Here is a 22,612-nt window from a genome sequence, read left to right on the forward strand (position 1 = left end):
CCGGTGGGTTGAGTAGGCCGCCCGCGGCCGTATCGAAACCCGGTGGGTTGAGTAGGCCGCCCGCGGCCGTATCGAAACCACTCAGTCGAACAACCGGTTTCGATACGCGCGCCAGAGCGCACTACTCAACCCGCAGGTTTCGATACGCGCGCCAGAGCGCACTACTCAACCCACAGGTTTCGATACAGGCGCCAGAGCGCCTTACTCAACCCACAGGCGCGCTAGTGGCGGCCGTCGCGGCGGAACGCGCGGCGGAGGCGCTGCCGGAACGCCCGACGGGCACGGCCCGCGGCGGTCGCGGCCGGCGGCTCGTTGTACTCGTCGGCGAACTCCTGGCCGCTCATCCGCTGGATCGCCTCCATGATGTCGTCCGTGACGTTGCGGCGGTCCTTCCCCGAGGCGGCGCTGCCGACCACGGGCACCGGGATGCCGAACTCCACGGTCACGCGGGCGAGCCGGATGCGGCTGGAGCCGGGGGGCTGGATGTTCTCCGTGCCGGTGAGCGCGACCGGGATCACGGTGACCCCGGAGGTGAGGGCGAGCCACGCCACCCCGGTGCGGCCGCGGTAGAGCCGCCCGTCCCGCGAGCGCGTGCCCTCGGGGTAGATGGCGAAGGCGTCGCCGCGCTCGAGGACTCCGAGACCGCTGTTGAGGGCATCCTGCGCCGCCTGCCCCGCGGAGCGCTCGACCGCGATCGCCCCGATGCCCGTGAAGAAGAGCCGCGACACCAGGCCCTTGAAGCCGGTGCCGGTGAAGTAGTCCGATTTGGCGAGGAACGAGACCGACCGCGGCGCGACGAGCGTGATCACGACGCTGTCGATGAACGACAGGTGGTTGCTCGCAATCAGGACGGCGCCGGAGCGCGGCACGTTCTGCTTGCCGATGATCTTCGGGCGGAACAGGAGCCTCGCCAATGGCGCCAGGAGCGCCCGGGCGAAGAACTTGATCACTTGGTCAAGGGTACTTGGTGCTTCTCGTCGAGGGGCGCGGTGCCGGCCTCACGGAGCCCGCGGTAGTAGAGCATGGCCTCATCCTGACGCTCCTTCTCCCGGCCGAGCGCGATCGGGGCGCCGATGTGCTCGGGGGAGAACTCGAACGCCGCGACGAGGGGGAGGACGTGCTCGCGAAGGCGGGGCAACAGCCGGTCGTCGATGTACGCCGTGATCGCCTGGGCGCGCTGCGTCGAGATGCGGCCGTGGATGAGGTACCAGGCCGCGTTCTTCTCGATCAGCCCGAGCCCGAACAGGTCGCGAAGCCAGGTGAGTACCTGGCGCGTGCCCTCGTCCTGGATGGCCTCGACGCCGTCGGTGAACGCCTCCCACTGCAGCAGCTCGCCGTGCGCGCGCGCCGCCTCGATGAGCGCGTTCTGGTTGCTGTTGAACAGTTGCGCGGCCTCCATCTTGGGCAGCTTGTTCGCGTTGCGCAGGCGGCCGGCGATCTCGGCGACCATGGTCTGCACGCGGTCGGTGAGCAGCTGGCGCTGCGAGTCGGTGTCGCGGACGTACCCGACCGACCGCGCCGTCGAGCCGAAGTCGACCACGCTCTGGGCGAGGCGGCGAAGGCCCGTGCGGTTGATCGCGGCCTCGTTCACCTGGCCTGCGACGTAGCCCGCGAGCGCCCCCGCATCCGCGTGCGCGAACTTGCGGCTGTAGTCGGTGAGGAGCCGCTTGGCGACGAGCTGCAGCAGCACGTTGTTGTCGCCCTCGAACGTCGCGTAGATGTCCATGTCCGCGCGGAGGCTCGTGAGCCTGTTCTCCACGAGGAACCCGGAGCCGCCGCAGGCCTCGCGGGCCTCCTGCAGGATGTCGAGCGCGGCCCAGGTGCTGAGCGGCTTGAGCGCCGCGGCGAGGGTCTCGAGGTCCTGCCGGTCGGCGTCCGTGTCGGTGCGGCCGCTGAAGACGCCGTCGAACTTGTCGAGGAACACCTCGTGCGCGAAGGACATAGCGTAGGTGGTGGCGAGGCGCGGCAGCAGGCGGCGCTGGTGGCGCTGGTAGTCGAGGATGACCTCTTCATCGGTGTCGCTCGCGGCCGTGAACTGGCGGCGCTGCGTTCCGTAGGTCAGCGCGATAGTCAGGGCGAGCTTGCTCACGACGGTGGCGGCGCCGTCGAGGGACACGCGGCCCTGCACGAGGGTGCCGAGCATGGTGAAGAAGCGGCGGCCGGGGCTCGCGATCGGCGAGCTGTAGGCGCCGTCCTCCGCCACGTCCCCGTAGCGGTTGAGGAGGTTCAGCCGCGGCACGCGGACGTCGGTGAAGTGCAGCCGGCCGTTGTCGATGCCGTTGAGCCCGCCCTTGAGGCCGTCGTCCTCGCCCCCGATTCCCGGGAGGAAGCCGTTGTCGTCGCGGATCGGCACGTAGAACGCGTGAACGCCGTGGTTGACGCCCCGGGTGATGAGCTGCGCGAAGACGACCGCCGCGCGGCCGTCCACCGCCGCGTTGCCGAGGTAGTCCTTCCAGGCCGCGCGGAACGGGGTGTTCAGCACGAACTCCTGTGAGTCGACGTTGTAGGTCGCGGTCGTGCCGATGGCCGCGACATCCGATCCGTGTCCCGTCTCCGTCATGGCGAAGGCCCCGGGGATGCTCAGATCCATGATCCCGGGGAGGAACTCCTTGTGGTGCCGCTCGGTGCCGAGGTGCATGACGGCGGCGCCGAACAGGCCCCACTGCACGCCCGACTTGATCTGCAGCGACGGGTCCGCCAGGACGAGCTCTTCGAAGCCGGCGATGTTGCCGCCGTGGTTCTCCTCGCCGCCCACCGACTTCGGGAACGCGCGGTGCACGGCCCCCTCCTCCACGAGCAGGTGCAGCTGGTCCATCACGCGCTCGCGGTGCTCGGTGAGGGTCTGCCCCTCGATGCGCTTGAGGTCCGGCCGGGCCGAGAGCGCACGGGACGTGCGCCGGATGTCCTTCCAGCGGCCCATGAGCTGCTCGCCCAGCGCGGCGACGTCGACGACGGGGGCGGCGGGCTGGGTGACGGGAGTCTTGGGGGTGCGGTCGACGGTCTGGCTCATATCGTCACGGTACGTCCGCTCCCCCGGGCCGCGAAACGGTGCGTAGAGAGCCTGCAATACGGCGGGATGACCGTCCCCTCACCTTTGGCGGAAACATCCAAACCTGTGCCCCGGCCCTTGTCGGGTTGCGCTGTTCGGGCGCCCGCCCTCCCGCCGCCCTCGCGCGGCCCTCCCGCCCGCACCCGCGATCGCGCTACAGCTTTCTCGGCGCGCGCCAGCTATTTCAGTAGCGCGAGTGGAAAGGTGTAGCGCGAGCAGGGGCGTGGGGGTGCTCAGCCGAGGAGCGCCTTCATCTGATTGGCGATGAGCAGCGTGGCCCGGCGCGGCGAGAAGCGCGAGAAGCGGTCCATGAACCGTGCATCCCCTCCAATGGTCGCCCGGTAGGCGCCCTTCTCCATGGCGTCGATGATCTGCCGGCCGGCGTCCTGCGGAGTAGTGACCTTGCGCTCCTTGGCGCCCGCGGACGCGGCCTCCAGGCGGCTCGTGTCGACGCCGGAGTTCGCGGTGATGTTCGTGCCCACGCCACCGGGGAAGATGACGGTCACCTTCAGCGGAGTGCCCTGCGTCTCGGCGAAGAGCGCCTCGGTGAAGAGCTTCACCGCTGCCTTGCTCGCTCCGTACGCCGCCTGGCCGGGGACCGGGAGGAACCCGCCCATGCTCGAGACGTTGAGCAGGCCCGACTGCGGCCGCGCGAGCAGGTGCGGCAGGAACGCCTTCGACATGTTCACGACGCCCCAGAAGTTCACGTTCATCACGCGCTCGATCACGTCGAAGTCGAGCTCGTTGATCTTCACGAAGGGCTGGATGATGCCGGCGACGTTGAACAGGCCGTCGACCTGCCCGTGCGCCTTGACCACGGCATCGGGGAGCGCGAGCACCGCCTTGCGGTCGGACACGTTGAGCGCGTGGGTGCTGAGCCGCTCTCCTGCCTTGGCGAGGGCGGCGGTCTCGGCGAGTCCGGCCTCGTTCAGGTCGACGGCGGCGACCCGCGCGCCGCGCGCGATGAGCTGGAGGGCGACCTCGCGCCCCATTCCGTTGCCGCCTCCGGTGACGACGAAGACCTTGTCGGTGATCTGCATGGCTGAGCCTTTCTCTCGGGTAGCGGACAACACTGTCCGGTTAGGAATCAAGTATGTACCAGAGGGGGGTTGCCCCTCTATCTCTATATAGATAGATTTAGGCCATGGAGCCCCTCTCGCGCATTACTCCCGCCACGATCGACGTACTCTCCTGCCTGCTCGACGCCTCGGGCGCGACGTGGGGGCTCGAGATCATCAAGTCCTCCACTCGCCCCGCCGGCACGGTGTATCCCCTGCTCGAGCGGCTTGAGCGACTCGGCTGGGTCGACTCCCGCTGGGATGACACCGACAACCGTCCGGGCCCCCGCCGCAGGCTGTACCTCCTCACCGCCGACGGCGCCGTTGCCGCCCGCGAGGCGGTGGCCGGATACCGGCGCCGCGGCCCCGTCCGGGTCGCACGTGTCTCGGAGGTCGACGCATGAGCGCCTGGGCGGCTCGCATCGCGCGGCTTGCGGCAGGCACGCTGCCCGCCGGCATGCGGGAGCGCTACCGGGAAGAGTGGGCTGCGGATGTCGCGGCGGCGCCTGAGGCGGGCATCCGGCCGTCTCGCGTTGCCCTCGGTGCCGTCGTGTTCAGCCTCACGCTGGACCGGGACGACCCGGCCATCGCGGGAGTCCCCCGTGCCGCGCTCTCCCAGCGGCACGCTCGGTGGGCGCTGCTGCTCGTCGCCGCCACCGGAGCCGTAGCGCTCATGCGCGGCGCGTTCGAGAACGTCGGCATCGGCTGGCTGCCCATCGTGCTGGTGCTCATGCTTGTCGCACTGGTGCAGCTGTGGGCCGCCGCGCGGCTCAGCACGGGGCTCGCACGCACGTCGGCCGCGCTCGCCACCGCCGGCCTCGTGATCTTCGCCGCGGGGTCGACGATTCCGGTAGTGATCTCGGATGCGATTCCCGGCAGCCGTTACCTTCCCTACCTGGCCATCGCCCTGCTGATCACCGCCTTCGTGCTCGGGGTCATCGCCTGGCGAGGAGGGATGCGCACCGGATTCGTCGTTGCGCTCTCGCTCGCCGCGGTCGTGGCGTTCGTCGCCGACCAGCTCTTCGTCGTGAACCTCTTCACCTCCGTGGCCGTTGTCGTGGCACTGGGCCTGCTCCTGCGGCTGCGGGCCGGCCGTCGCTCGGCCGCACCGGGACGAGGTCTGCGGCCGAGAGTCGTCCTCATCGCCGCCACGCTGTCCCTGCTCGGGTTCATCGCTTTCGGGGTGTTCGACACGCTCGTGCTCACGCCGCTGTGGGTGACATCGGGGCGCCCGCTCGAGGAGATCTACGCCGTGGTCGGGCGCTCCGCGGGCATCGGCGACATCGTGGTCTGGGCGGTGGCCGCAGCGGTGCTCGCGCTCGGCTACCTGGTCGTCGGCCTCGTACTCGCACGGCACCCGCGCGCGGGCGACTCCGGGCGGGCAGCGCTCGTCGGCCTCGCCCTCTTCGCGGTGGTGGTCATGGTCATGTCCACTGCCGGGCAGGCGCTCTGGTACGACGTTCTCACCGCGTTCCCCGGTACGCGCTTCGACGCCGCTCCCGCCCGCGGGCTGATCTACGTCGCCGGGGTCGCCGCGCTGCTGGCGGCCGCGACCGGCTGGATCGCCCCGCGCCGCCAGATCGTTGTCGCCCTGGCCTGACTCAGCCCAGCCGGATGCCCATCATCCGCCACCCCTGGTCGATCAGCGCCGCGCGGTCTGTCGGGAGCGCGATCGAGGCGCCGCCCGCGACGAGCTGGATCGCGAGCATGACATCCTCGGAGGTGAAGTGAGCGGGCACCGTGCCCGTCGCGCGGCCCTCCTCCACCACCGACTCGATGATCGCCGCGATGCGGGCGCCGAGCAGCGCGCCGTGCGGGTCGTGCGGGTGGCGCGCGATGAGCTCGATGAAGGCCACCGAGCTGCTCGCCTGCTGCGAGACCATCGTCAGCACGTCGGCGAGTGTCCCGCCGCGGGCGACGACGGCCTCGATCTCGCCGAGGTTGTTCTCGAACGCGACGAAGGCCAGCGACTGGCGCGTCGGGAAGTTGCGGTAGAGGCTGCCCTGGCCCACTCCGGCGCGCTTGGCGATCGCCGAGAACGGCGCGTCGAGACCCTGCTCCGCGAAGACCTCGCCCGCAGCGCGGATGATCGCCGCGCGGTTCTCCGCGGCGGCGGCGGGGCCGCGGTTGCTGCGGGGACTCGTGCTCACCCGGTGCAGTCTACGACTGCGGGCTACACGGGCGCGGGCACCAGCATCGAGGTCACGGCGCCGGCAGGGTCGTCGGCCCGGAGGACCGCTCCGTAGCTGCCGCTCGGGATGCCGATCTGCAGCCACGTGGTGATCGTGCGCGAGGTGCTGGGGTAGGCCGCCGCCAGACTCTGCGCGTCGGAGCCGACCCCCGCACCGCCGACAGTCGTGATCGGGATGCCGCGCACCGACGCGACCGTAGTGCTCACGCGGAACGTCCAGCCCGGGCCGCCGTCGATCGGGGGCCCCACGATCTTCAGCCCCTCGAAGTCGAACGCCGGGGACGAGTTCGACGAGTCGGATGCGGGCGCGAACCCCAGCGCGTCGGTGAGCGCGGCGACCGCGTCGGCCTGCGGCTGGAAGAAGTCGAGGGAGGCGATCACGGAGCCGTCAGCGGCCGTGAGCGTCAGTGCGTCGCCGTCCACGTAGATCGAGTCGAGCACCGGCTTCGGCTCGGAGGTGGGGGTCGGCGCGGCGGTCGGTGCGGCACTCGCGGTCGCGGTCTTCGTCGCGGCGGTCGTCGGCGGCGGCGAGGTCGAGGCGGTGACCGTCGGCTGGCAGGCCGAGAGCGCGAGCACGAGCAGGGGCACGAGCAGGAGCGGTCGACGGATCACGCGGCCAGCCTAGGTGCGCGGTAGTGCCGCCCGGAGGTAGGGGAACAGCGTAACTATTCCGCCGCTGCGACGACCGCGAGAAGGGCATCCCCGTACTGCTCGAGCTTCTTCTCGCCCACGCCCGTGATGGTGCCGAGCTCCTCGAGGGTCGAGGGGCGCGTGACGGAGATGCCTCGCAGGGTCGCGTCCCCGAACACGATGTACGCCGGAACCCCCTGCGCTGTGGCCTCGCCGGAGCGCCACGCCCGCAGCGCCTCGAACAGCGGCAGCGCGACCTCCGGCAGCTGCGCCGCGACGGCCTTCTTCGCCGCCTTCGAGCGCTTGGGCGCCTCGCGCCGCAGCAGCACGGGGCGCGAGCCCGACAGCACGGTGCCCGAGGACTCGGTGATCGCGAGGATGCCGTACTCGCCCTCCACCGCGAGCAGCCCCTGGGCCAGCAGCTGGCGGACGACGCCCCGCCACTCCTGCTCGGAGACGTCCTGCCCGATGCCGAATGTCGCGAGCGAGTCGTGCCCGTACTGCGAGACGCGGGGGGTCTGCTTGCCGAGCAGGATGTCGATCACGTGCCCGGCACCGTAGCTCTGGTTTCGCTCGCGCTTGAGCCGGACGATCGTCGAGAGCAGCTTCTGGGCGGGCACCGTGCCGTCCCAGGTCTCGGGCGGCGAGAGGCACGTGTCGCAGTTGCCGCACGGCTCGGACACCTGCCCGAAGTAGCCGAGCAGCTGCACCCGGCGGCACTCGACCGTCTCGCACAGCGCGAGCATCGCGTCGAGGTGCGCCCCCATGCGGCGTCGGTGGGCGAGGTCGCCCTCCGACTGGTCGATCATGCGGCGCTGCTGCACGACATCCTGCAGGCCGTACGCGAGCCACGCCGTGGACGGGAGGCCGTCGCGGCCCGCGCGGCCCGTCTCCTGGTAGTAGCCCTCGACGCTCTTCGGCAGGTCGAGGTGGGCGACGAAGCGCACATCGGGCTTGTCGATGCCCATGCCGAAGGCGATGGTCGCGACCATGACCATGCCGTCCTCCCGGAGGAACCGCGACTGGTTGCGCGCGCGCACGCCCGAGTCGAGGCCCGCGTGGTACGGCAGGGCCTGGATGCCGTTCTCCATGAGGAACTCGGCGGTCTTCTCCACGGAGGCCCGCGAGAGGCAGTAGACGATGCCCGCGTCGCCGGCGTGCTCGGCGCGCAGGAGGGAGAGAAGCTGCTGCAGCGGCTGCGCTTTGCCCTCGATGCGGTACTGGATGTTGGGCCGGTCGAAGCTCGATACGAACTGGCTCGCGCCGGTGAGGTCGAGGCGCTGGGCGATCTCGCGCCGGGTCTGCTCGGTGGCGGTGGCCGTGAGCGCGATGCGCGGCACGCTGGGCCAGCGCTCGTGCAGCATCGACAGCTGCAGGTACTCCGGCCGGAAGTCGTGGCCCCACTGCGAGACGCAGTGCGCCTCGTCGATCGCGAAGAGGGCGATGGTGCCGCGGTCGAGCAGGCCCGCTGCGGCGCGGAGGCGCTCGGGCGCGAGGTAGAGCAAGTCGAGCTCGCCCGCGAGGAAGGCGGCCTCGACGCGGGCGCGCTCCTCGGCGGACTGCGTCGAGTTGAGGAACGCGGCGCGCGCCCCGACGGCGGAGAGGGCATCCACCTGGTCCTGCATCAGAGCGATGAGCGGGGAGATGACCACGCCCGTGCCCTCGCGCACCAGCGCGGGGATCTGGTAGCACAGCGACTTGCCGCCGCCCGTGGGCATGAGGACAAGGGCGTCGCCGCCGTCGATGACGGTCTGGATGATGTCGGCCTGCTGGCCGCGGAACGAGGAGTACCCGAACGTCTTCTCGAGGACACCGAGCTTCTCAGGTGCTTCGGGCGCGGGGGTCATTGCTTAACAGTAAGCGGCAGGGCCGACGTGGTGCCGACCCTGCCGCTCATCCTGTGGGACCGCTCAGAGCTTGAGCACGAGGGAGGGCCAGCTGGTGGAGCCCGCAACCTGCTCGTTGCCGAGGTACTTCGCCGTCAGCAGGTGGATGCCGCGGCCGAGGCCCGTGATGGGCACTGTCGCCTTGCCGTCGGCGCCCAGCTGCACCGTGGTCATCTTGCGGCTGCCGTCGTAGATCGCGACCTCGCCCGTCGGCACCGTGCCGCCCGCGCCCGTGACCGCCACCCGGTAGTTGAGCGACTGGTTGCCCAGCACGATCAACCTCGAGGCGGACGCCGAGGTGGAGCTCGCCACCTTGCGCACGTCGACCGCCTCGGAGGTGGCGACGCCGTTCGCGTAGCCGTCCTTGCTCGCGGTGACGGTCACCGTCAGCTCAGCCCCGGCGTCGGCGGCCACCACCGTGTACGTGGCCGCCGTGGCGCCCTCGATCGCGGTGCCGTTGCGGCTCCACTGGTACGCCAGCGACGGGTCGTCGACGCTCCAGGTGCCGCCGTCCGTGCTGAGAGTGCGGCCCACGCGGGCCTGGCCCGTGATGGTCGGCGCCGTGACGTTCTCGATCGCCTCCTGGTCGGAGGTGACCTCGAGGGGCACGTCGATCGAGGTCCCGGTCTCCGGCACCGTCACCGTGAGGACGAGCGTCCCGGCGGGCGTGCCCTCCGGCACGGTGATCGGCACGGATGCCCGGCCGACCTCGTCCGTCGTGTCGACGATGGCGGGGTCGATCGCTGCTTCGCCGAGCACCGTGTCACCGGCGCTCACCACCGCGGTCCCGGCGTTCGGCTCCCCGTTGCTGAACAGCAGGGACGAGAGCCCCACGGTCACCGCGTCCCCGCTGCTGTACCCGTCGGCATCCGGTGCCGAGAGGGTCACGCCGACGGCGCGCTGGGCGTAGTCGGGGCTCGCGGTGGGGTTGGCCTCGAAGTAGTCCACCATGCTCTGGAGGTCGACCTTGCCCGAGTCCGCCTTGTTGGTGCCCGCGGCGAGGGTGAGGAAGTTGTCCCCTCCCGCGGCCAGGAACGAGTTGACCGTCACGGTGTACGTGCCGGCCGGGTCGATCGGCTCGCCGTCGAGGTAGACCGCGTCGACACGGTCGCCCGCAGCACCCGCGGGGTCGTATGTGTACTCGAACCCGCTGGAGACGCCGAGCTTGAGGAACGGGCGGCTCGCCCCCGCGGGCTGCCACTGCTCCTCGAGCACCTGCTTGAGCTGCGCCCCGGTGAGGTCGAGCGTCACGAGGGTGTTCGCGAAGGGCTGCACGGCGGCGGCCTCCGCGAAGGTGAGGTTGCCGTCCGGATCCGTGGCGCCCGTGCCGGTGAACTTCAGGTCAGCGCGGAGGCCGCCCGGGTTCATCAGCGCGATCTGGGCACCGGCATCCTGTGTCGCCGCCAGCTGCACGTCGGCCACGAAGTTGCCGAGCGTGGACTCGCCGCCGCGGTTCTCCGAGCCGGCCGCGGTCTGCTTCGCCCGGTTGAAGTCGGCGGTGATCTCGCCGACCTTCACGGCGCCGAGCTGCTTGGCGACGGCGACCGCGTCAGCGACGATCTGCGCCACCTCGAGGTCGGGCGCGAAGGCCCCCGCGAGCGGCAGTACCTCTGCCGAGATGCTCAGCAGCTCGCCGGACTCGGGGTCGACCGAGAGCGACATGTGGCTGTACTTCTCGCCGTACTGGCCGGAGGAGACCACCGGGCGGACCCTGTCGGTGCCCGGGATCGGGATCTCGTGGTCGTACGCGAGGTGCGTGTGGCCGGAGATGATCGCGTCGACGTTCTGGTCGGCGCCGGTCACGATCTGGCCGAAGGGCGAGTCGTCCGTGGCGCTCGCGATGTCGGTCGTCGTCGCGCCCTCGTGCACGAGGAGCACGACCACATCGGCCTCGCCGTTGGACTCGTCCCCGTCGCTGAGCTGGTCGGCGACGCGGTTGACCGCGGGCACCACCGGCCCGACGTCCAGGGACGCGATGCCGTCGGGGCTGACCAGGCTCGGCAGCTCCTCGGTCACCGCGCCGACGAAGCCGATCGTGACATCCCCGAACTGCTTGAGGAAGTACTCCTGGAACGCGGGGGTCTGGGTGCCCTTCTCGTAGAGGTTCGCCGCGAGGTAGTCCCAGTCGGCGAGGTCGGCGACGCGGCCGTCCACGTCGTCCCGGCCCTGGTCGAACTCGTGGTTGCCGAAGGCGCTCGTGTCGAGGCCGATGGCGTTGAGCGCCTCGATGGTGGGCTCGTCCTGCTGGATGAACGAGGTGAAGGTCGAGGCGCCGATGAAGTCGCCGGCCCCGACGAACAGGGTGTTCGGGTTCGCGGCGCGGTACGCGTCGACCATGCCGCCGAGCACGGCGGCGCCGGCGATGGGCGGCGCGGCCTCGAGCCGGCCGTGGAAGTCGTTGACGCTCACGAGGTCGATGTCGACCGGCGTCGGCGCGGCGCTCAGCCCGACCTTCACGGGATCGTGGTCGCTCGAGCGGAACGGCGTGCCCGACTCGGCAGCGCCGAACTCGTAGCCGCGGTCGGACCACTCGGGCGAGTTGATCGTCCACACGTCGGTGCCGGTCACGGCGGACGCGAGCGAGGGGGACGCGAAGGCGTGGTCGAGCGAGCCGAGCTCCCCGTCGAACGTGTAGGTGTACTCGTCCGTGTTGTCCGGCACGAGGTCGACGAAGCCGGCACCCGTGAGCACCTGGGCCGGGTCCTCCTCGTGGTACGAGTTGAAGTCGCCCAGCAGCATCACGTCCGGGCCCTTGGCCGGGTCCGCCTGGATGCCCGTGACGAAGTCGAGGAGGCTCGTGGCCTGCTCCACCCGCTCGGCGTTGAAGAAGCCCTGCAGGTCGGCGGGCTCAGCGCCGCCGCCCTCGGGCGGGCTCTTCGACTTGAAGTGGTTGGCGACGACCGTGAGCACCTTGCCGTCGACGTCGAAGGTCTGCGCGATCGGCTCGCGCGCGATGTCCCAGACCGTCTCGTCGCTGTCCGCCGTGCTCGCCCCGACGGGGGTGGCGACGGCGGGCTTGTAGATGATCGCGTTGGTGATGAAGTCGGTGGTCGCGGCATCCAGCAGCACCTCCGGGGTGGGCACGTAAGCCCAGGTGCCCTCGCCCGCGTCCGCGTTGAGCGCGTCGACGAGGTTGCCGAGCGCCTCGTCCGGCTCCTCGCCGAGCTTGACCGAGTTCTCGATCTCCATCAGGCCGACGATGTCGGCGTCGAGGGCGTTGATCGCGGCCACGATCTTCGACTGCTGGATCGCGAAGTGCTCCGCGTCGTCTGCACCGCGGGCATCCCCGCCGAACGTCGTGAAGTAGTTGAAGACGTTGAAGGCGCCGACGGAGAAGTCGCCACCGACCTCCTCAGGGGCGTCCGTGCGGGGGTTGAGCGACTCCCAGGTCGGCTCGTACGCCGCGTACTCCGCCGGTGAGGTGTCGCTCAGCGGGCGCTGCGGCTGCAGGCGCCAGTCGTCGAAGCCCCAGCCGAGGATCATGCCGCCGGCCGGGGAGACGAACCGGTCGCCGTTGCGGACGACCGTGCTCGTGTCGAAGTAGGGCTGGCCGCCCGGGTGCGCCCCGTTGCTGATCTGGATGCTGTAGCCGTCATCGACGAGAAGCCGGTTGGCGCGGTTGGCGGCGGCGATCGCGAGGGCGGCGTCACCGGCATCCGTCGTCTCGGTCGCCTTCACGGCGAGGCCGCCGACGTTCAGCCACAGCGTGCCGAAGTTGTAGAGCTGGTGGCTCGAGCTGAGGTAGGCACTCTCCGGAGTGACGAGCATGCCCTCGTAGGCCTCACGCGCACTGCCGACGACGCTGTCGGGCAGCACGGTGGCCGCGGGGACCCCGGCCCCGGCGGTGACGACGGTGTAGGCGCCGTTGGACGTGGCCGTGATCTGCGTCTGGCCGTTGAACTCGCCCGCGGTGCCGGTGACCGTGATCAGGTCGCCGAGGGCGATGGCGGGGTCGGCGTTGGCCGAGAACACGAAGATGCCGTCGGAGCGCGCGTCCGTGGCATCCCCCGCAGGATCCTGCAGGTAGAAGCCGCGGTAGCCGCTCGCCGTGGAGTTGCGGTAGTCGCCGGTGACCACGCCCTGGACCGTCACGACCGCGCCGCTCAGCGGGGTTGTGGCGCCGTCCCCCTGCACATCGGCGATGACGTTGGTGACCACGAGGGCGTTCGCGGCGGTGGCGGTGAGGGCGGTGAACCCGAGGGCGAGGGCGGTCGCTGCTGCTACGGCGGCGAGGCTGCGGGGGATGCGATGAAGTGACATGACTCGGTGGTCTCCTCTGTAGGGAAAATCTCTAGGGGAAGAACAAGGCGTCGGGTGTACCCCCAATGGGGGTCAGGTCCACCATAGGCATGCCCGCGCTCGAAAGTCGAGGACGGGCACCGAAGCTTCACCGTGTGGACACTCGCCGCCTCCGCGCTCGGACCAGGAGCACGATGCCGGCCCCGACCAGGAAGCCGATGCTGTTCGACAGCACGTCGCGCCACTCGCCGACGCGGCCCGGCAGCAGCAGGGACTGGTAGAGCTCGACGAAGCCGGAGAGCGCCGTGCCCATCGGCAGCACCCACCATGCGCGCCACACCAGCGCGGCGAGGACGCCCAGCGGAACGAACATCCCGATGTTCGCGAGGAACTCGACGTCGTCGTAGCCGACGCCGACGAGCAGGCCGCGGTCGTGGAAGTACCCGAGCACGGAGTTCACGAGGATCGCGACCGTGCTCGTGCCGGGGATCCGCGGCGTGAGCGTCACGAAGAGCACGAACGCGGTGTATGCGGCAAGCGCGACGGCGAGGATGCGGCGGGTCATGGGTGCCCATTCTCCCCCGGCCTCGTTGCTCCCCCGGCCTCGTTGCTCCCCCGGCCTCGTTGCGGAGGATGACACGCCGCCTGGGCGGTAACGCCGGGCACACGACGGCGTGTCGTCCTCCGCAACGGTGGAGCGGGTACGCAGAAGGCGCCCATCCCGGGAGGGTTGGGCGCCTTCTGGTTTCGATACGGCCGCGGGGCGGCCTACTCACGCCTTACAGAGCGGCGAGCTCGGCGAGCAGCGCGTCGCCGGGAGCGGCGTACTCGCTCTTGGCGTCGATCTCGGCGCGGCCGAGCAGCTCGTCCATCTTGCGACGGCGGTTGCGGTTGATGAGCGTGACGACCGTGCCCTGCTTGCCGGCGCGGCCCGTGCGGCCCGAGCGGTGCAGGTAGGTCTTGTACTCCTCGGGGGCGTCGGCCTGGATGACGAGCGAGATGTCGTCGACGTGGATGCCGCGGGCGGCGACGTCGGTCGCGACGAGCACGTTGACCCGGCCGCTGGTGAGCAGCTGCAGGTTGCGCGTGCGGCGCGACTGGTTGAGGTCACCGTGCAGGCTCGTCGCGGGGATCCCGGCGTCCTCCAGGTAGTCGCTCATCTCCTCGGCGAACGCGCGGGTCCGCGTGAAGATCAGCGTCTTGCCGTCGCCGGCAGCGAGCTGCTCGATGATGGCGCGCTTGTCGCGCTGCTCGATGAGGAGCACGCGGTGGTCGATCGTGGAGGACGCCTGGTCCTCACCGGCGACCTCGTGCACGGCCGGGTCGACGAGGAACTCGTTGACGAGAGTGGCAACGCCCTTGTCGAGGGTCGCGGAGAAGAGCAGCTTCTGGCCGCCCTCCTTCGTCTCCTTGAGGATGCGCTGCACGGGCTCGAGGAACCCGAGGTCGCACATGTGGTCGGCCTCGTCGAGCACGGTCACGAAGACGTTGGAGAGGTCGAGGCGACCCTGCTCCACGAGGTCCTCGACGCGGCCCGGGGTGGCGATGACGATGTCGACGCCGCGCTGGAGGGCCGAGACCTGCTTGTACTGCGGCACGCCGCCGACGATGGTCGTCGTGAACAGTCCGACGCTGCGCGCGATGGGCTGCACGGTGCGGTCGATCTGCTGGGCGAGCTCGCGGGTGGGGGCGAGGATCAGCGCGCGGGGCTTGCGGCCCATCTGGCGGTCCTTGCCTCCGTTGTTCTCCATGAGGCGCTCGACGAGCGGGGCGCCGAAGGCGATGGTCTTGCCGGAGCCGGTCTTGCCGCGGCCGAGCACGTCCTTGCCGGCGAGCACGTCGGGGATGGTGGCGGCCTGGATGGCGAAGGGCGCCTCAGCGCCCATCGACGCCAGCTGGCGCACGATGTTGTTGCCGAGACCGAGGTCGCCGAAGGTCACGCCCTCGACGTCGCTCGCGGTGATGACGGCAGCCTCGAGGCGCTCGAGCACGACGTCCTCGACCGGGCCGCTGGTGGTGGCACGCGTGTAGAAGTCGCTCTCGCGCTTGGCGGGGCGGTCGTCGCGGTCGAACGAGCGGGGAGCGCGGTCGTCGCGGTTGTACGCGGGGCGGGCCGGGCGGTCGTCGCGGTCGTAGCTGCGCGCGGGCCGGTCGGCACGGTCGTAGGACGGGCGCTCCGGGCGGTCGTACGAGCGGGCCGGGCGGTCTGCGCGGTCGTACGAAGGGCGGGCGGGACGCTCGGTGCGGTCGTAGGCCGGACGAGCCGGGCGGTCGCTGCCGTAGGCCGGGCGCTCCGTGCGGTCGTAGGAACGTGCCGGGCGGTCGTTGCCGTAGGCCGGGCGCTCCGTGCGGGGCGCGCGGTCGTCGCGGTTGTAGGCGGGGCGGGCCGGACGCTCGTCGCGGTTGTACGCGGGGCGGGCCGGACGCTCGTCGCGGTTGTACGCCGGGCGCTCCGTGCGGGCCGGGCGATCGTTGTAGGCGGGGCGCTCGGCGCGGTCGCCGTACGCCGGGCGGGCCGGGCGCTCGTTGTTCGAGCCGCCGACACCCGAGGTGCGGGCGGGGCGGTCGCCGTACGAGGGGCGCTCGACGGCCGGGCGGTCGCCGTACGAGGGGCGCTCGGGGCGGCGGTCGCCGTACGCCGGGCGGTCGGCGCGGTTGGTCGCGGGCTTGGAGTCGCGGGGGCTCCAGTCCGGGCGGCGGTCGGCGCCGGTCGGGCGGTCGCCGGTGCGCGCGGCACGGTCATCCTGGGTCCAGCGCTTCTTGGGAGCGACGGCGGCCTGGTCTGCGCGGAAGCCGCGGTGGCCCTCGCGCTGCGCGCCCTTGGGTGCGCCTGCGGACTTGTAGGGCTTCTTGCCTCCGGTGCTCTTACCGGCGCTGGAGGGCTTGCTGAAGTTAGGCATAGTTCTTTCCGGGTTCTGTGTATTCGAAATGCACACAGTCGCATGAAGGTAAAGCACCGTAGAACATGCCTTACTGGATACCCGGGCAGTCTTTGACCGAGGCCGTCACATACATTCGTGTGATGTCACCAGCTGACTGCTGGTGATCCGGCCCGCAAGACTTACAAACCCATGCGCCACGATTGGCGCTGTCTTGAGCCGACTTGCCAACGTTACTCCATCACAGGTCAAAGCACTAGGTTTGGCCGGATGACACGGCTCATCGCACGCGCAGCCTCCGCCGCGCTCGCCGCAGCCGCCCTCCTCGCGCTCGCGGCGTGCGGCCCCACGGGCGCCGACTCCACGGCGGTGGAACCGTCCTCCCCCGCCGTCTACCCCGAGTCGACGAGCTACCCGGACATCCCGGTCGCCGCCGACATCCCCTACGGCACCGCCGACGGCGAGCCGCTCCTCCTCGACGCCTGCCTGCCCGAGGGCGACGTGGCGGGGGTACCGCCGCGCGCCGCGATCGTGGTGATCCACGGGGGCAGCTGGCAGCACGGCGACAAGGCCAACATCAACTGGCGCAGCGTGTGCCAGTGGTTCGCGTCGGAGGGCTTCGTGGCCGTGTCGGTGAACTACCGGCTCGTGCCCGCGGCCACCTTCCCGGCACAGCTCGACGACGTGCAGGCCGCCGTGCGCTGGCTCCGCGATCCCGCGCAGGTGGAGCGCTACAACCTCGACCCCGAGCGCATCGGCGCTTTCGGAGGGTCGGCCGGCGGCAACCTCTCCGCGCTGCTCGGGACCGTCGGATCCGGGCCCTGGACCGACGGCGCGCGCGTCGCCGCCGTCGCCGATCTGAGCGGGCCGGTCGACCTGCGCACTCCGATCAGGGTCACCGACAGCTACAACCAGGACTTCGCGAAGGTCGTGCTCGACTACCTCGGCTGCGACGACTACGCCGACTGCCCGGGTGCGGCGAAGGCATCCCCCGTCTTCCTGGCCGACGCGACCGACCCGCCGTTCTTCGTCGCGCACTCGACGGAGGAGTTCATCTCGATCGCGCAGGCCGACGAGCTCGTCGCCGCGCTGCGCGACCACGGGGTCGACACCACCTACGTGACCGTGGCGGGCGCCCTGCACTCGATCGCGATGCTCGACGACGACCTGCGCTCGCGCATCGTCGAGTTCTTCCGAGACAAGCTCGGGAGGGACCCGTTCGCAGCGGCGCCCAGCCCGCTCCCGACAGAATGAGGGCATGAGTATCGAGATCGAGTCGCCGCGCAGCCCCGGCGTCGCCGAGCTGCTGCGCGCGGGCGAGGCGTTCGCGGAGTCGCTCTACCCCGCGGAGGAGAACTTCATCCTCCCGCTCGAGGCGCTCGAGGAGCCCGGCGTGACCGTCTTCGTCGCCAGGGTCGACGGTGACGCGCTCGGGATGGCGGCGCTCGTGCAGCACGGCTCCGAGTTCGAGCTCAAGCGCCTGTTCGTGAGCGAGGCCGCCCGCGGGCAGGGTCTCGCCGGCGCGCTCCTCGACGTGCTGGAGGAGCATGCCCGGGATGCCGGCGCCGCCGTCATCCGCCTCGAAACCGGCAACCGGTCAGACGCGGCTGTCGCCCTCTACGAGAGGCGCGGCTATGTGCACATCCCGAGGTTCGGCGAGTACGCGGACTCCGCCTCGAGCGTGTGCATGGAACTGCCTCTCGTGGGTTGAGTAGGCCGTCCGCGGCCGTATCGAAACCCGCGCGCGCAGATCGCCGCGAGCGGGGTTTCGATACGCGCTCTAGAGGGCGCTACTCAACCCGCGAGAAGCGCGGCGGTCGGAGACCACGCGCACCGCCACGATCACGACCGCCACCGCGAGCAGCACCGCGCCGACGACGGCCGACGCGAGGCCGGCGGAGGCGAAGTCGGCGAACGGGGTTCCGTCGAGGAGGCTCGCGTCGAGCGTGTCGGAGGACCGCAGCAGGAACACGCCCGCCGCCACGGAGGCCGCGCCGAGCACGGTCGCAACGATCGCGATCACGACCTGCCACGCGGGCAGCGGCTGCAGCCCCCGCTCGCCGCGGCGCTCGCGCGAGCCCTCGACGAGGTAGTACAGCGAGGGCAGCACGATGAGCGTGAGCAGCGTGGACGACACGAGGCCGCCGATCACGATGATCGCCAGCGGCTGCGAGATGAAGCCGCCGTTGCCGGTCAGTCCGATGCCGAGGGGCAGCAGCGCGAAGATCGTCGCCGTCGCGGTCATGAGGATCGGGCGGAGGCGCCGCGAGGCGCCGTGCACGATCGACTCGCGCACGGTCATCCCGCGCTCTCGGTACTGGTTGATCAGGTCGACGAGCACGATCGCGTTGGTGACCACGATGCCGATCAGCATGAGCACGCCGATGAGGGACGCGACACCGAGCGGGATGCCCGAGATGACCTGCAGCGCGATCGCACCGGTCGCGGCGAACGGCACGGAGACGAGGAGCAGCAGCGGCTGCCGCAGGCTCTTGAACGTCGCGACCATCACCACGTAGACGATGAGGATCGCCACGAGCAGCGCGAGCCCGAGCTGGCTGAACGCGTCGCTCTGCTGGGAGGTGACGCCGCCGAGGGTGGCGGACGCCCCGGCCGGGAGCTTCGCGTCGTCCACGGCGTTCTGCACCTCGAGCGAGGCGGTGCCGACGTTGTCGCTCGACGGCGTGACGGTGACCGTCGCGGAGCGCACGCCCTTGATCGTCGTGATGCTCGCGGGGCCGTTCTGCTGCTCGACAGTCGCGATGTTCGACAGCGGCTGCGGGCCGGTGGCGGTGGGGATGACGAAGTCCTTGAGCTCCTGGATCGTCGTCGGGGCGCTGTCGTTGAGGATGTAGATCGAGAGCGTCTTCTCGTCGATGACGACGGATCCGACCGCGCTCGGGTTCATCGCCGCGGTGACGATGCCGCCCACCGCGATCTCGCTCAGGCCCGCCTCCGCCGCCTTGTCGCGGTCGACGTTGATGGCGATGAACGGCAGGTCGGCAGCGAGGTTGCTCGTCGCCTCGGCCACCACGTCGAGATCCTTGACCGCGGCCAGGACCTTGTCCGAGGCTTCCTGCAGCTCCTTCTCGCTCGTCGCGGTGATGTTGACGGCGATGTTCGAGGAGGCGAATCCGCCGCCCGCGGCCTGGAGGGTGACCTCGCCCGCGTCGTCGATGTTCTCGACGGCCTTGCGGACGGCGGCCTGGAGCTTCACCTGGTCGACGTCGGGGTCGGTGGTGAGGGAGAAGGTCGAGGCTCCGGAGCCCGTGAAGGCGGAGCGGAGCGAGTTGCCGCTGGAGCCGATCGAGAGCTGCACGGTCTCGACGCCCTTGACGTCGAGCAGCGCCGACTCGACCTTCTTGGCCGCGTCATCCCGGGCCTGGAGCGACGCGCCGAGCGGGAGCTTCTGCGAGACCGTGAGCGTGTTCTGGCCGCTGTCGCCGATGAAGTTCGTCTTCATGAACGGCACGAGCGCGCCGGTCGCGCCGAGCAGCAGCACGGCGACGAGGATGGTGGCGACCGGCCGCTTGAGGGTCCAGTTGATGACCGGCAGGTAGCCCTTCTGCAGCCGCGTGGGCTTCTCCTCCTCGATGCCGGCGGGCTCGTGCTTGTGCACGGCCTTGTTGCCGAGGAACCAGTACGCGAGCACCGGCACGATCGTGAGCGAGACGAAGAGGGATGCCGCGAGCGCGATCGTGACCGTGAGGGCGAAGGGCCGGAACAGCTCGCCGGTGATATCGCCGACGAGCGCGATGGGCAGGAACACGGCCACTGTCGTCGCCGTGGACGCCGTCACGGCGCCCGCCACCTCCCGCACCGCGGTGAGGATGGCGGGGAGCTTCTCCTCCCCGAGAGAGAGGTGTCTCTTGATGTTCTCGATGACGACGATGGAGTCGTCGACCACCCGCCCGATCGCGATGGTGAGCGCGCCGAGCGTGATGATGTTGAGCGTGTAGCCGGCGGCCTGCATGCCGATGAACGTGATGAGCACCGAGGCCGGGATCGAGATCGCGGTCACCAGTGTCGAGCGCACCGACAGCAGGAAGAGGAGGATCACGATCACGGCGAACGCGAGCCCGAGGAGGCCCTCCGTCGCGAGCGAGTTGATCGACTCCTCGATGAACGGGGCCTGGTCGAAGGCGAGCGTGAACTTCGTGTTCCCGCCCAGCGCCTTCTCGAGCGACGGGATGAGGTCGCGCACCGCCTGGGAGACGGCCACCGTGTTGCCGGCCGGGGTCTTCGTGATGGCGATCGTGAGGGCGGGCTCGCCGTTCACGCGCGAGATGCCGGTCACGGGGTCGTCAGTCACCGCGACAGTGGCGACATCCGCGATGGTCAGCAGCGAGCCGGAGCTGCCGCCGAGGAGCGGGAGGGCGGCGATGTCGTCCGCCGAGCCCAGGCGCGTGCCGGCCTGGACCGTGAGGGTCTTGTCGTCCTCGGTGATCTGGCCGGCGGGCAGCAGCACGCCGTTGTCGTCGAGGGCGTCGCGGATCGCCTGGTTGCTGAGCCCGTTGGCGAACAGCTTGGCGGGGTCCGGCGTGATGACGACGCGCTGCGCCGTGGTGCCCAGCAGGCTCGCGTCACTCACGTCGTCGAGCTTCTTGAGCTCGACGATCGTCGAGTTCTCGAGCTTCGCGGAGAGGTCGTCGGGCGAGAGGTCGCTCGACACCGCGATCTGGATGACCGGCAGGTCGGAGAAGTTGAACGTGAGCACCTGGGTCTCGGCGCTGTCGGGCAGCGTCGACTGGATGCGGTTGATCGCGAGCTGGGTCTTCTGCTCCGCAGTGGCGATGTTCGTGCCGTAGGAGAACGCGGCGGTGATGCTCGAGATGTTGGCGCTCGAGGTCGCGGTGGTGGACTCGAGCCCCGCCACGCCCTGGATCGCCGCCTCGATGGGAGTCGAGACGTCCTTGTCGACGACGGCCGGGGAGGCGCCCGGGTAGCTCGTGATGATGAAGATCTGCGGCAGGCTCAGCGAGGGGATGAGCTCCTGCTTGAGCGAGGTGAGCGAGATGCCGCCGAACACGCCGATGACGATCGTGACAAGCGCGATGAGCGCGCGGTTGCGCAGGCTGAAGACGGAGAAAAGATGCACGTGGTTACTCTCTGCTGCGAGGACATGTCGGTGCACGCCAGCGTGCTGTGTTTCGAATTATCCCCCGGCAGTGGCCCGGCGCGCGTACTCCGAGAGGATTACACCACGGAGGTGGTGAGGTCGGCGCTCGTCTCCGGCAGGGGATGACGGCCCACCGCCGCCCAGGCCCGCGCCAGGGCATCCACCCCGCGCTCTGTCTCGTCGGCGGAGTAGGAGATCGGGATGCGCAGGAACCGCTCGAACGCGCCGTCGATGCCGAAGCGCGGGCCGGCGGCGATGATGAGCCCCTCGTTGCGGGCGGCGAGCGCCAGCTGCGAGCTGACCGGATGCCCGAGGTTGACCCACGCCGTCAGGCCGCCGAGCACGTGCGGCACCGTCCACTCGGGCAGCCGCGCGGCCAGCAGCGCCTCCATCCGGTCGCGGCCGGCGCGGAGGTAGGCACGGCGCGAGTCGAGGATCGCGTCGTAGTCGCGCAGGAGGTTCGTGACGATCAGCTGCTCGATCAGCGGAGTGCCGAGATCGCCGGAGGAGCGCTCGCGGACGAGGCGCTGGATGACCGTGCGGTCGGCCCGGATCCAGCCGATGCGCACCCCGCCCCAGACGCTCTTGCCGACCGAGCCGATGGTGATGGCGCTGCCGTGGGCGGCGAACGGGAGCGTGCGCGCGGGGCCGTCGAACCCGAGCTCGCCCATCGTCTCGTCGGCGACGAGGGTGGTGCCGTGGTGCGCCGCGAGGCCGAGCACCCGGTCGCGCAGCTCGTCGGGCATCGAGGCGCCGGTGGGGTTGTGGTAGTCGGGCATGAGGTAGCCGAGCGACGGGCTCGTGCGCTGGATGACCTGCTCGAGCGCGATGTCGTCCCAGCCGCCGTCGGAGGTGACGCTCACCGGGGCGATGCGCGCGCCAGCGGCCTTGAGCGCGTCGAGGGCGTGCGGGTAGGTGGGGTTCTCGATGAGGGCGCGGTCGCCGCGCGCCATGATCGTGCGGGCGATGAGGGCGATCGCGTGCTGCGCGCCGATCGTCACCATGAGCTGGTCGGGAGTGGTGGGCAGGCCGCGGGACGTGTAGCGGTCGGCGAGCGCCTCGCGGAGCGCCGGGATCCCCACCGGGTCGAAGCCGGAGTCCCCCAGGTACGCGGGCAGCTGCTCGGCGGCCAGCTGGGCCGCCGCGACCACCCCGGGGATCGCCGGCATCGTCGCCTTGCTGAAGTCGAGGTATCCCGGAACCGACTCGGTGGGGCCCGGAGCGCGGAACGGGAGCTGCGCGACGCTGCCGGAGCCGCGCACGCTCGAGAGGTACCCGGCGTCGCGCAGCTCCGCGTAGGCGGCGGTCACGGTCGTGCGGCTGACCTCGAGCTGGGCGGCGAGCTCGCGCTCGGCGGGGAGGCGGGTGCCGGAGGCGACGCGGCCGTCGAGGATGAGCAGCCGGATCCGGTCGGCGAGCGCCGTGTAGGCCACCCCGACGTCACGCCACCCCAGGAGCAGGAGGGCCAATTGACGCGCGGATAGCGAACTCATCCGGCCACCATAGCGGAATTGGCATCTTGTTCCCAGTCCAATTGAGGAATTGGATTGCTCCCATGACT

At 70.6% G+C, this 22,612-nt stretch carries 15 protein-coding genes; 4 read left to right on the forward strand and 11 right to left on the reverse strand.

Going from position 1 to position 22,612, the window contains the following annotated elements:
• Window positions 1–221: 221 nt before the first annotated feature.
• The 3 genes from AC1RTC_RS16390 to AC1RTC_RS16400 all read right to left on the reverse strand — a co-directional run bounded on the left by AC1RTC_RS16390 (window position 222) and on the right by AC1RTC_RS16400 (window position 4,089).
• A complete protein-coding gene (locus AC1RTC_RS16390) occupies window positions 222–950 on the reverse strand; it encodes a lysophospholipid acyltransferase family protein (RefSeq protein ID WP_493157547.1) in 729 nt (242 codons plus the stop codon).
• Complete coding sequence (locus AC1RTC_RS16395; protein ID WP_493157549.1) at window positions 947–3,010, reverse strand: acyl-CoA dehydrogenase family protein; 2,064 nt, start codon at window positions 3,008–3,010, stop codon at window positions 947–949. The genes AC1RTC_RS16390 and AC1RTC_RS16395 overlap by 4 nt, the downstream gene beginning before the upstream one ends.
• A 272-nt stretch (window positions 3,011–3,282) precedes the next feature.
• Window positions 3,283–4,089 carry an SDR family NAD(P)-dependent oxidoreductase gene (locus AC1RTC_RS16400; RefSeq protein ID WP_493157551.1) on the reverse strand — a complete coding sequence of 269 codons (807 nt, stop codon included), beginning with the start codon at window positions 4,087–4,089 and terminating at the stop codon, window positions 3,283–3,285.
• Between the two features lie 104 nt (window positions 4,090–4,193).
• Here AC1RTC_RS16400 and AC1RTC_RS16405 point away from each other — a divergent pair, with 104 nt between their 5' ends.
• Both AC1RTC_RS16405 and AC1RTC_RS16410 read left to right on the forward strand, forming a co-directional pair.
• Window positions 4,194–4,511 carry a PadR family transcriptional regulator gene (locus AC1RTC_RS16405; protein WP_493157553.1) on the forward strand — a complete coding sequence of 106 codons (318 nt, stop codon included), beginning with the start codon at window positions 4,194–4,196 and terminating at the stop codon, window positions 4,509–4,511.
• Complete coding sequence (locus tag AC1RTC_RS16410; protein ID WP_493157554.1) at window positions 4,508–5,707, forward strand: hypothetical protein; 1,200 nt, start codon at window positions 4,508–4,510, stop codon at window positions 5,705–5,707. Before AC1RTC_RS16405 ends, AC1RTC_RS16410 begins: the two co-directional genes overlap by 4 nt.
• A gap of 1 nt (window position 5,708) precedes the next feature.
• Here the strand turns inward: AC1RTC_RS16410 and AC1RTC_RS16415 are convergent, their stop codons facing one another.
• The 6 genes from AC1RTC_RS16415 to AC1RTC_RS16440 all read right to left on the reverse strand — a co-directional run bounded on the left by AC1RTC_RS16415 (window position 5,709) and on the right by AC1RTC_RS16440 (window position 15,953).
• A complete protein-coding gene (locus AC1RTC_RS16415) occupies window positions 5,709–6,257 on the reverse strand; it encodes a TetR/AcrR family transcriptional regulator (RefSeq protein WP_493157556.1) in 549 nt (182 codons plus the stop codon).
• Window positions 6,258–6,280: 23 nt separating this feature from the next.
• Complete coding sequence (locus AC1RTC_RS16420) at window positions 6,281–6,910, reverse strand: hypothetical protein (protein ID WP_493157558.1); 630 nt, start codon at window positions 6,908–6,910, stop codon at window positions 6,281–6,283.
• 53 nt (window positions 6,911–6,963) lie between these two features.
• On the reverse strand, window positions 6,964–8,775 hold the full coding sequence (gene recQ, locus AC1RTC_RS16425) for a DNA helicase RecQ (protein WP_493157560.1): 1,812 nt from the start codon (window positions 8,773–8,775) through the stop codon (window positions 6,964–6,966).
• Window positions 8,776–8,838: 63 nt separating this feature from the next.
• A complete protein-coding gene (locus tag AC1RTC_RS16430) occupies window positions 8,839–13,074 on the reverse strand; it encodes an ExeM/NucH family extracellular endonuclease (RefSeq protein WP_493157561.1) in 4,236 nt (1,411 codons plus the stop codon).
• Between the two features lie 127 nt (window positions 13,075–13,201).
• Entirely contained in the window at window positions 13,202–13,618 is a 417-nt protein-coding gene (locus AC1RTC_RS16435) for a VanZ family protein (protein WP_493157563.1), read from the reverse strand.
• A gap of 214 nt (window positions 13,619–13,832) precedes the next feature.
• On the reverse strand, window positions 13,833–15,953 hold the full coding sequence (locus tag AC1RTC_RS16440; RefSeq protein ID WP_493157565.1) for a DEAD/DEAH box helicase: 2,121 nt from the start codon (window positions 15,951–15,953) through the stop codon (window positions 13,833–13,835).
• Between the two features lie 249 nt (window positions 15,954–16,202).
• On the opposite strand from AC1RTC_RS16440, the gene AC1RTC_RS16445 reads away from it, so the two are divergent.
• Together AC1RTC_RS16445 and AC1RTC_RS16450 are read left to right on the forward strand one after the other, a co-directional pair.
• Window positions 16,203–17,186 (forward strand): alpha/beta hydrolase, encoded by a 984-nt coding sequence (locus AC1RTC_RS16445; RefSeq protein ID WP_493157567.1) that lies wholly within the window; start codon window positions 16,203–16,205, stop codon window positions 17,184–17,186.
• 4 nt (window positions 17,187–17,190) lie between these two features.
• Window positions 17,191–17,643, forward strand: coding sequence for a GNAT family N-acetyltransferase (locus tag AC1RTC_RS16450; protein WP_493157569.1), 453 nt, complete (start codon window positions 17,191–17,193; stop codon window positions 17,641–17,643).
• A gap of 69 nt (window positions 17,644–17,712) precedes the next feature.
• Here AC1RTC_RS16450 and AC1RTC_RS16455 read toward each other — a convergent pair whose 3' ends face one another.
• On the reverse strand, window positions 17,713–21,030 hold the full coding sequence (locus AC1RTC_RS16455; RefSeq protein ID WP_493157571.1) for an efflux RND transporter permease subunit: 3,318 nt from the start codon (window positions 21,028–21,030) through the stop codon (window positions 17,713–17,715).
• A gap of 98 nt (window positions 21,031–21,128) precedes the next feature.
• On the reverse strand, window positions 21,129–22,544 hold the full coding sequence (gene yczR / locus AC1RTC_RS16460; protein WP_493157573.1) for a MocR-like transcription factor YczR: 1,416 nt from the start codon (window positions 22,542–22,544) through the stop codon (window positions 21,129–21,131).
• Window positions 22,545–22,612 lie beyond the last annotated feature (68 nt).

The organism is Rhodoglobus sp. GW821-FHT12B09, assembly GCF_058809925.1.

Coding starts and splice junctions, on each gene's coding strand:
- AC1RTC_RS16395 (WP_493157549.1), bottom strand. CDS start 3,010: ATGAGCCAGACCGTCGACCGCACCCCCAAGACTCCCGTCACCCAGCCC.
- AC1RTC_RS16440 (WP_493157565.1), bottom strand. CDS start 15,953: ATGCCTAACTTCAGCAAGCCCTCCAGCGCCGGTAAGAGCACCGGAGGC.
- AC1RTC_RS16435 (WP_493157563.1), bottom strand. CDS start 13,618: ATGACCCGCCGCATCCTCGCCGTCGCGCTTGCCGCATACACCGCGTTC.
- AC1RTC_RS16405 (WP_493157553.1), top strand. CDS start 4,194: ATGGAGCCCCTCTCGCGCATTACTCCCGCCACGATCGACGTACTCTCC.
- AC1RTC_RS16450 (WP_493157569.1), top strand. CDS start 17,191: ATGAGTATCGAGATCGAGTCGCCGCGCAGCCCCGGCGTCGCCGAGCTG.
- AC1RTC_RS16430 (WP_493157561.1), bottom strand. CDS start 13,074: ATGTCACTTCATCGCATCCCCCGCAGCCTCGCCGCCGTAGCAGCAGCG.
- AC1RTC_RS16400 (WP_493157551.1), bottom strand. CDS start 4,089: ATGCAGATCACCGACAAGGTCTTCGTCGTCACCGGAGGCGGCAACGGA.
- AC1RTC_RS16410 (WP_493157554.1), top strand. CDS start 4,508: ATGAGCGCCTGGGCGGCTCGCATCGCGCGGCTTGCGGCAGGCACGCTG.
- recQ (WP_493157560.1), bottom strand. CDS start 8,775: ATGACCCCCGCGCCCGAAGCACCTGAGAAGCTCGGTGTCCTCGAGAAG.
- yczR (WP_493157573.1), bottom strand. CDS start 22,544: ATGAGTTCGCTATCCGCGCGTCAATTGGCCCTCCTGCTCCTGGGGTGG.
- AC1RTC_RS16445 (WP_493157567.1), top strand. CDS start 16,203: ATGACACGGCTCATCGCACGCGCAGCCTCCGCCGCGCTCGCCGCAGCC.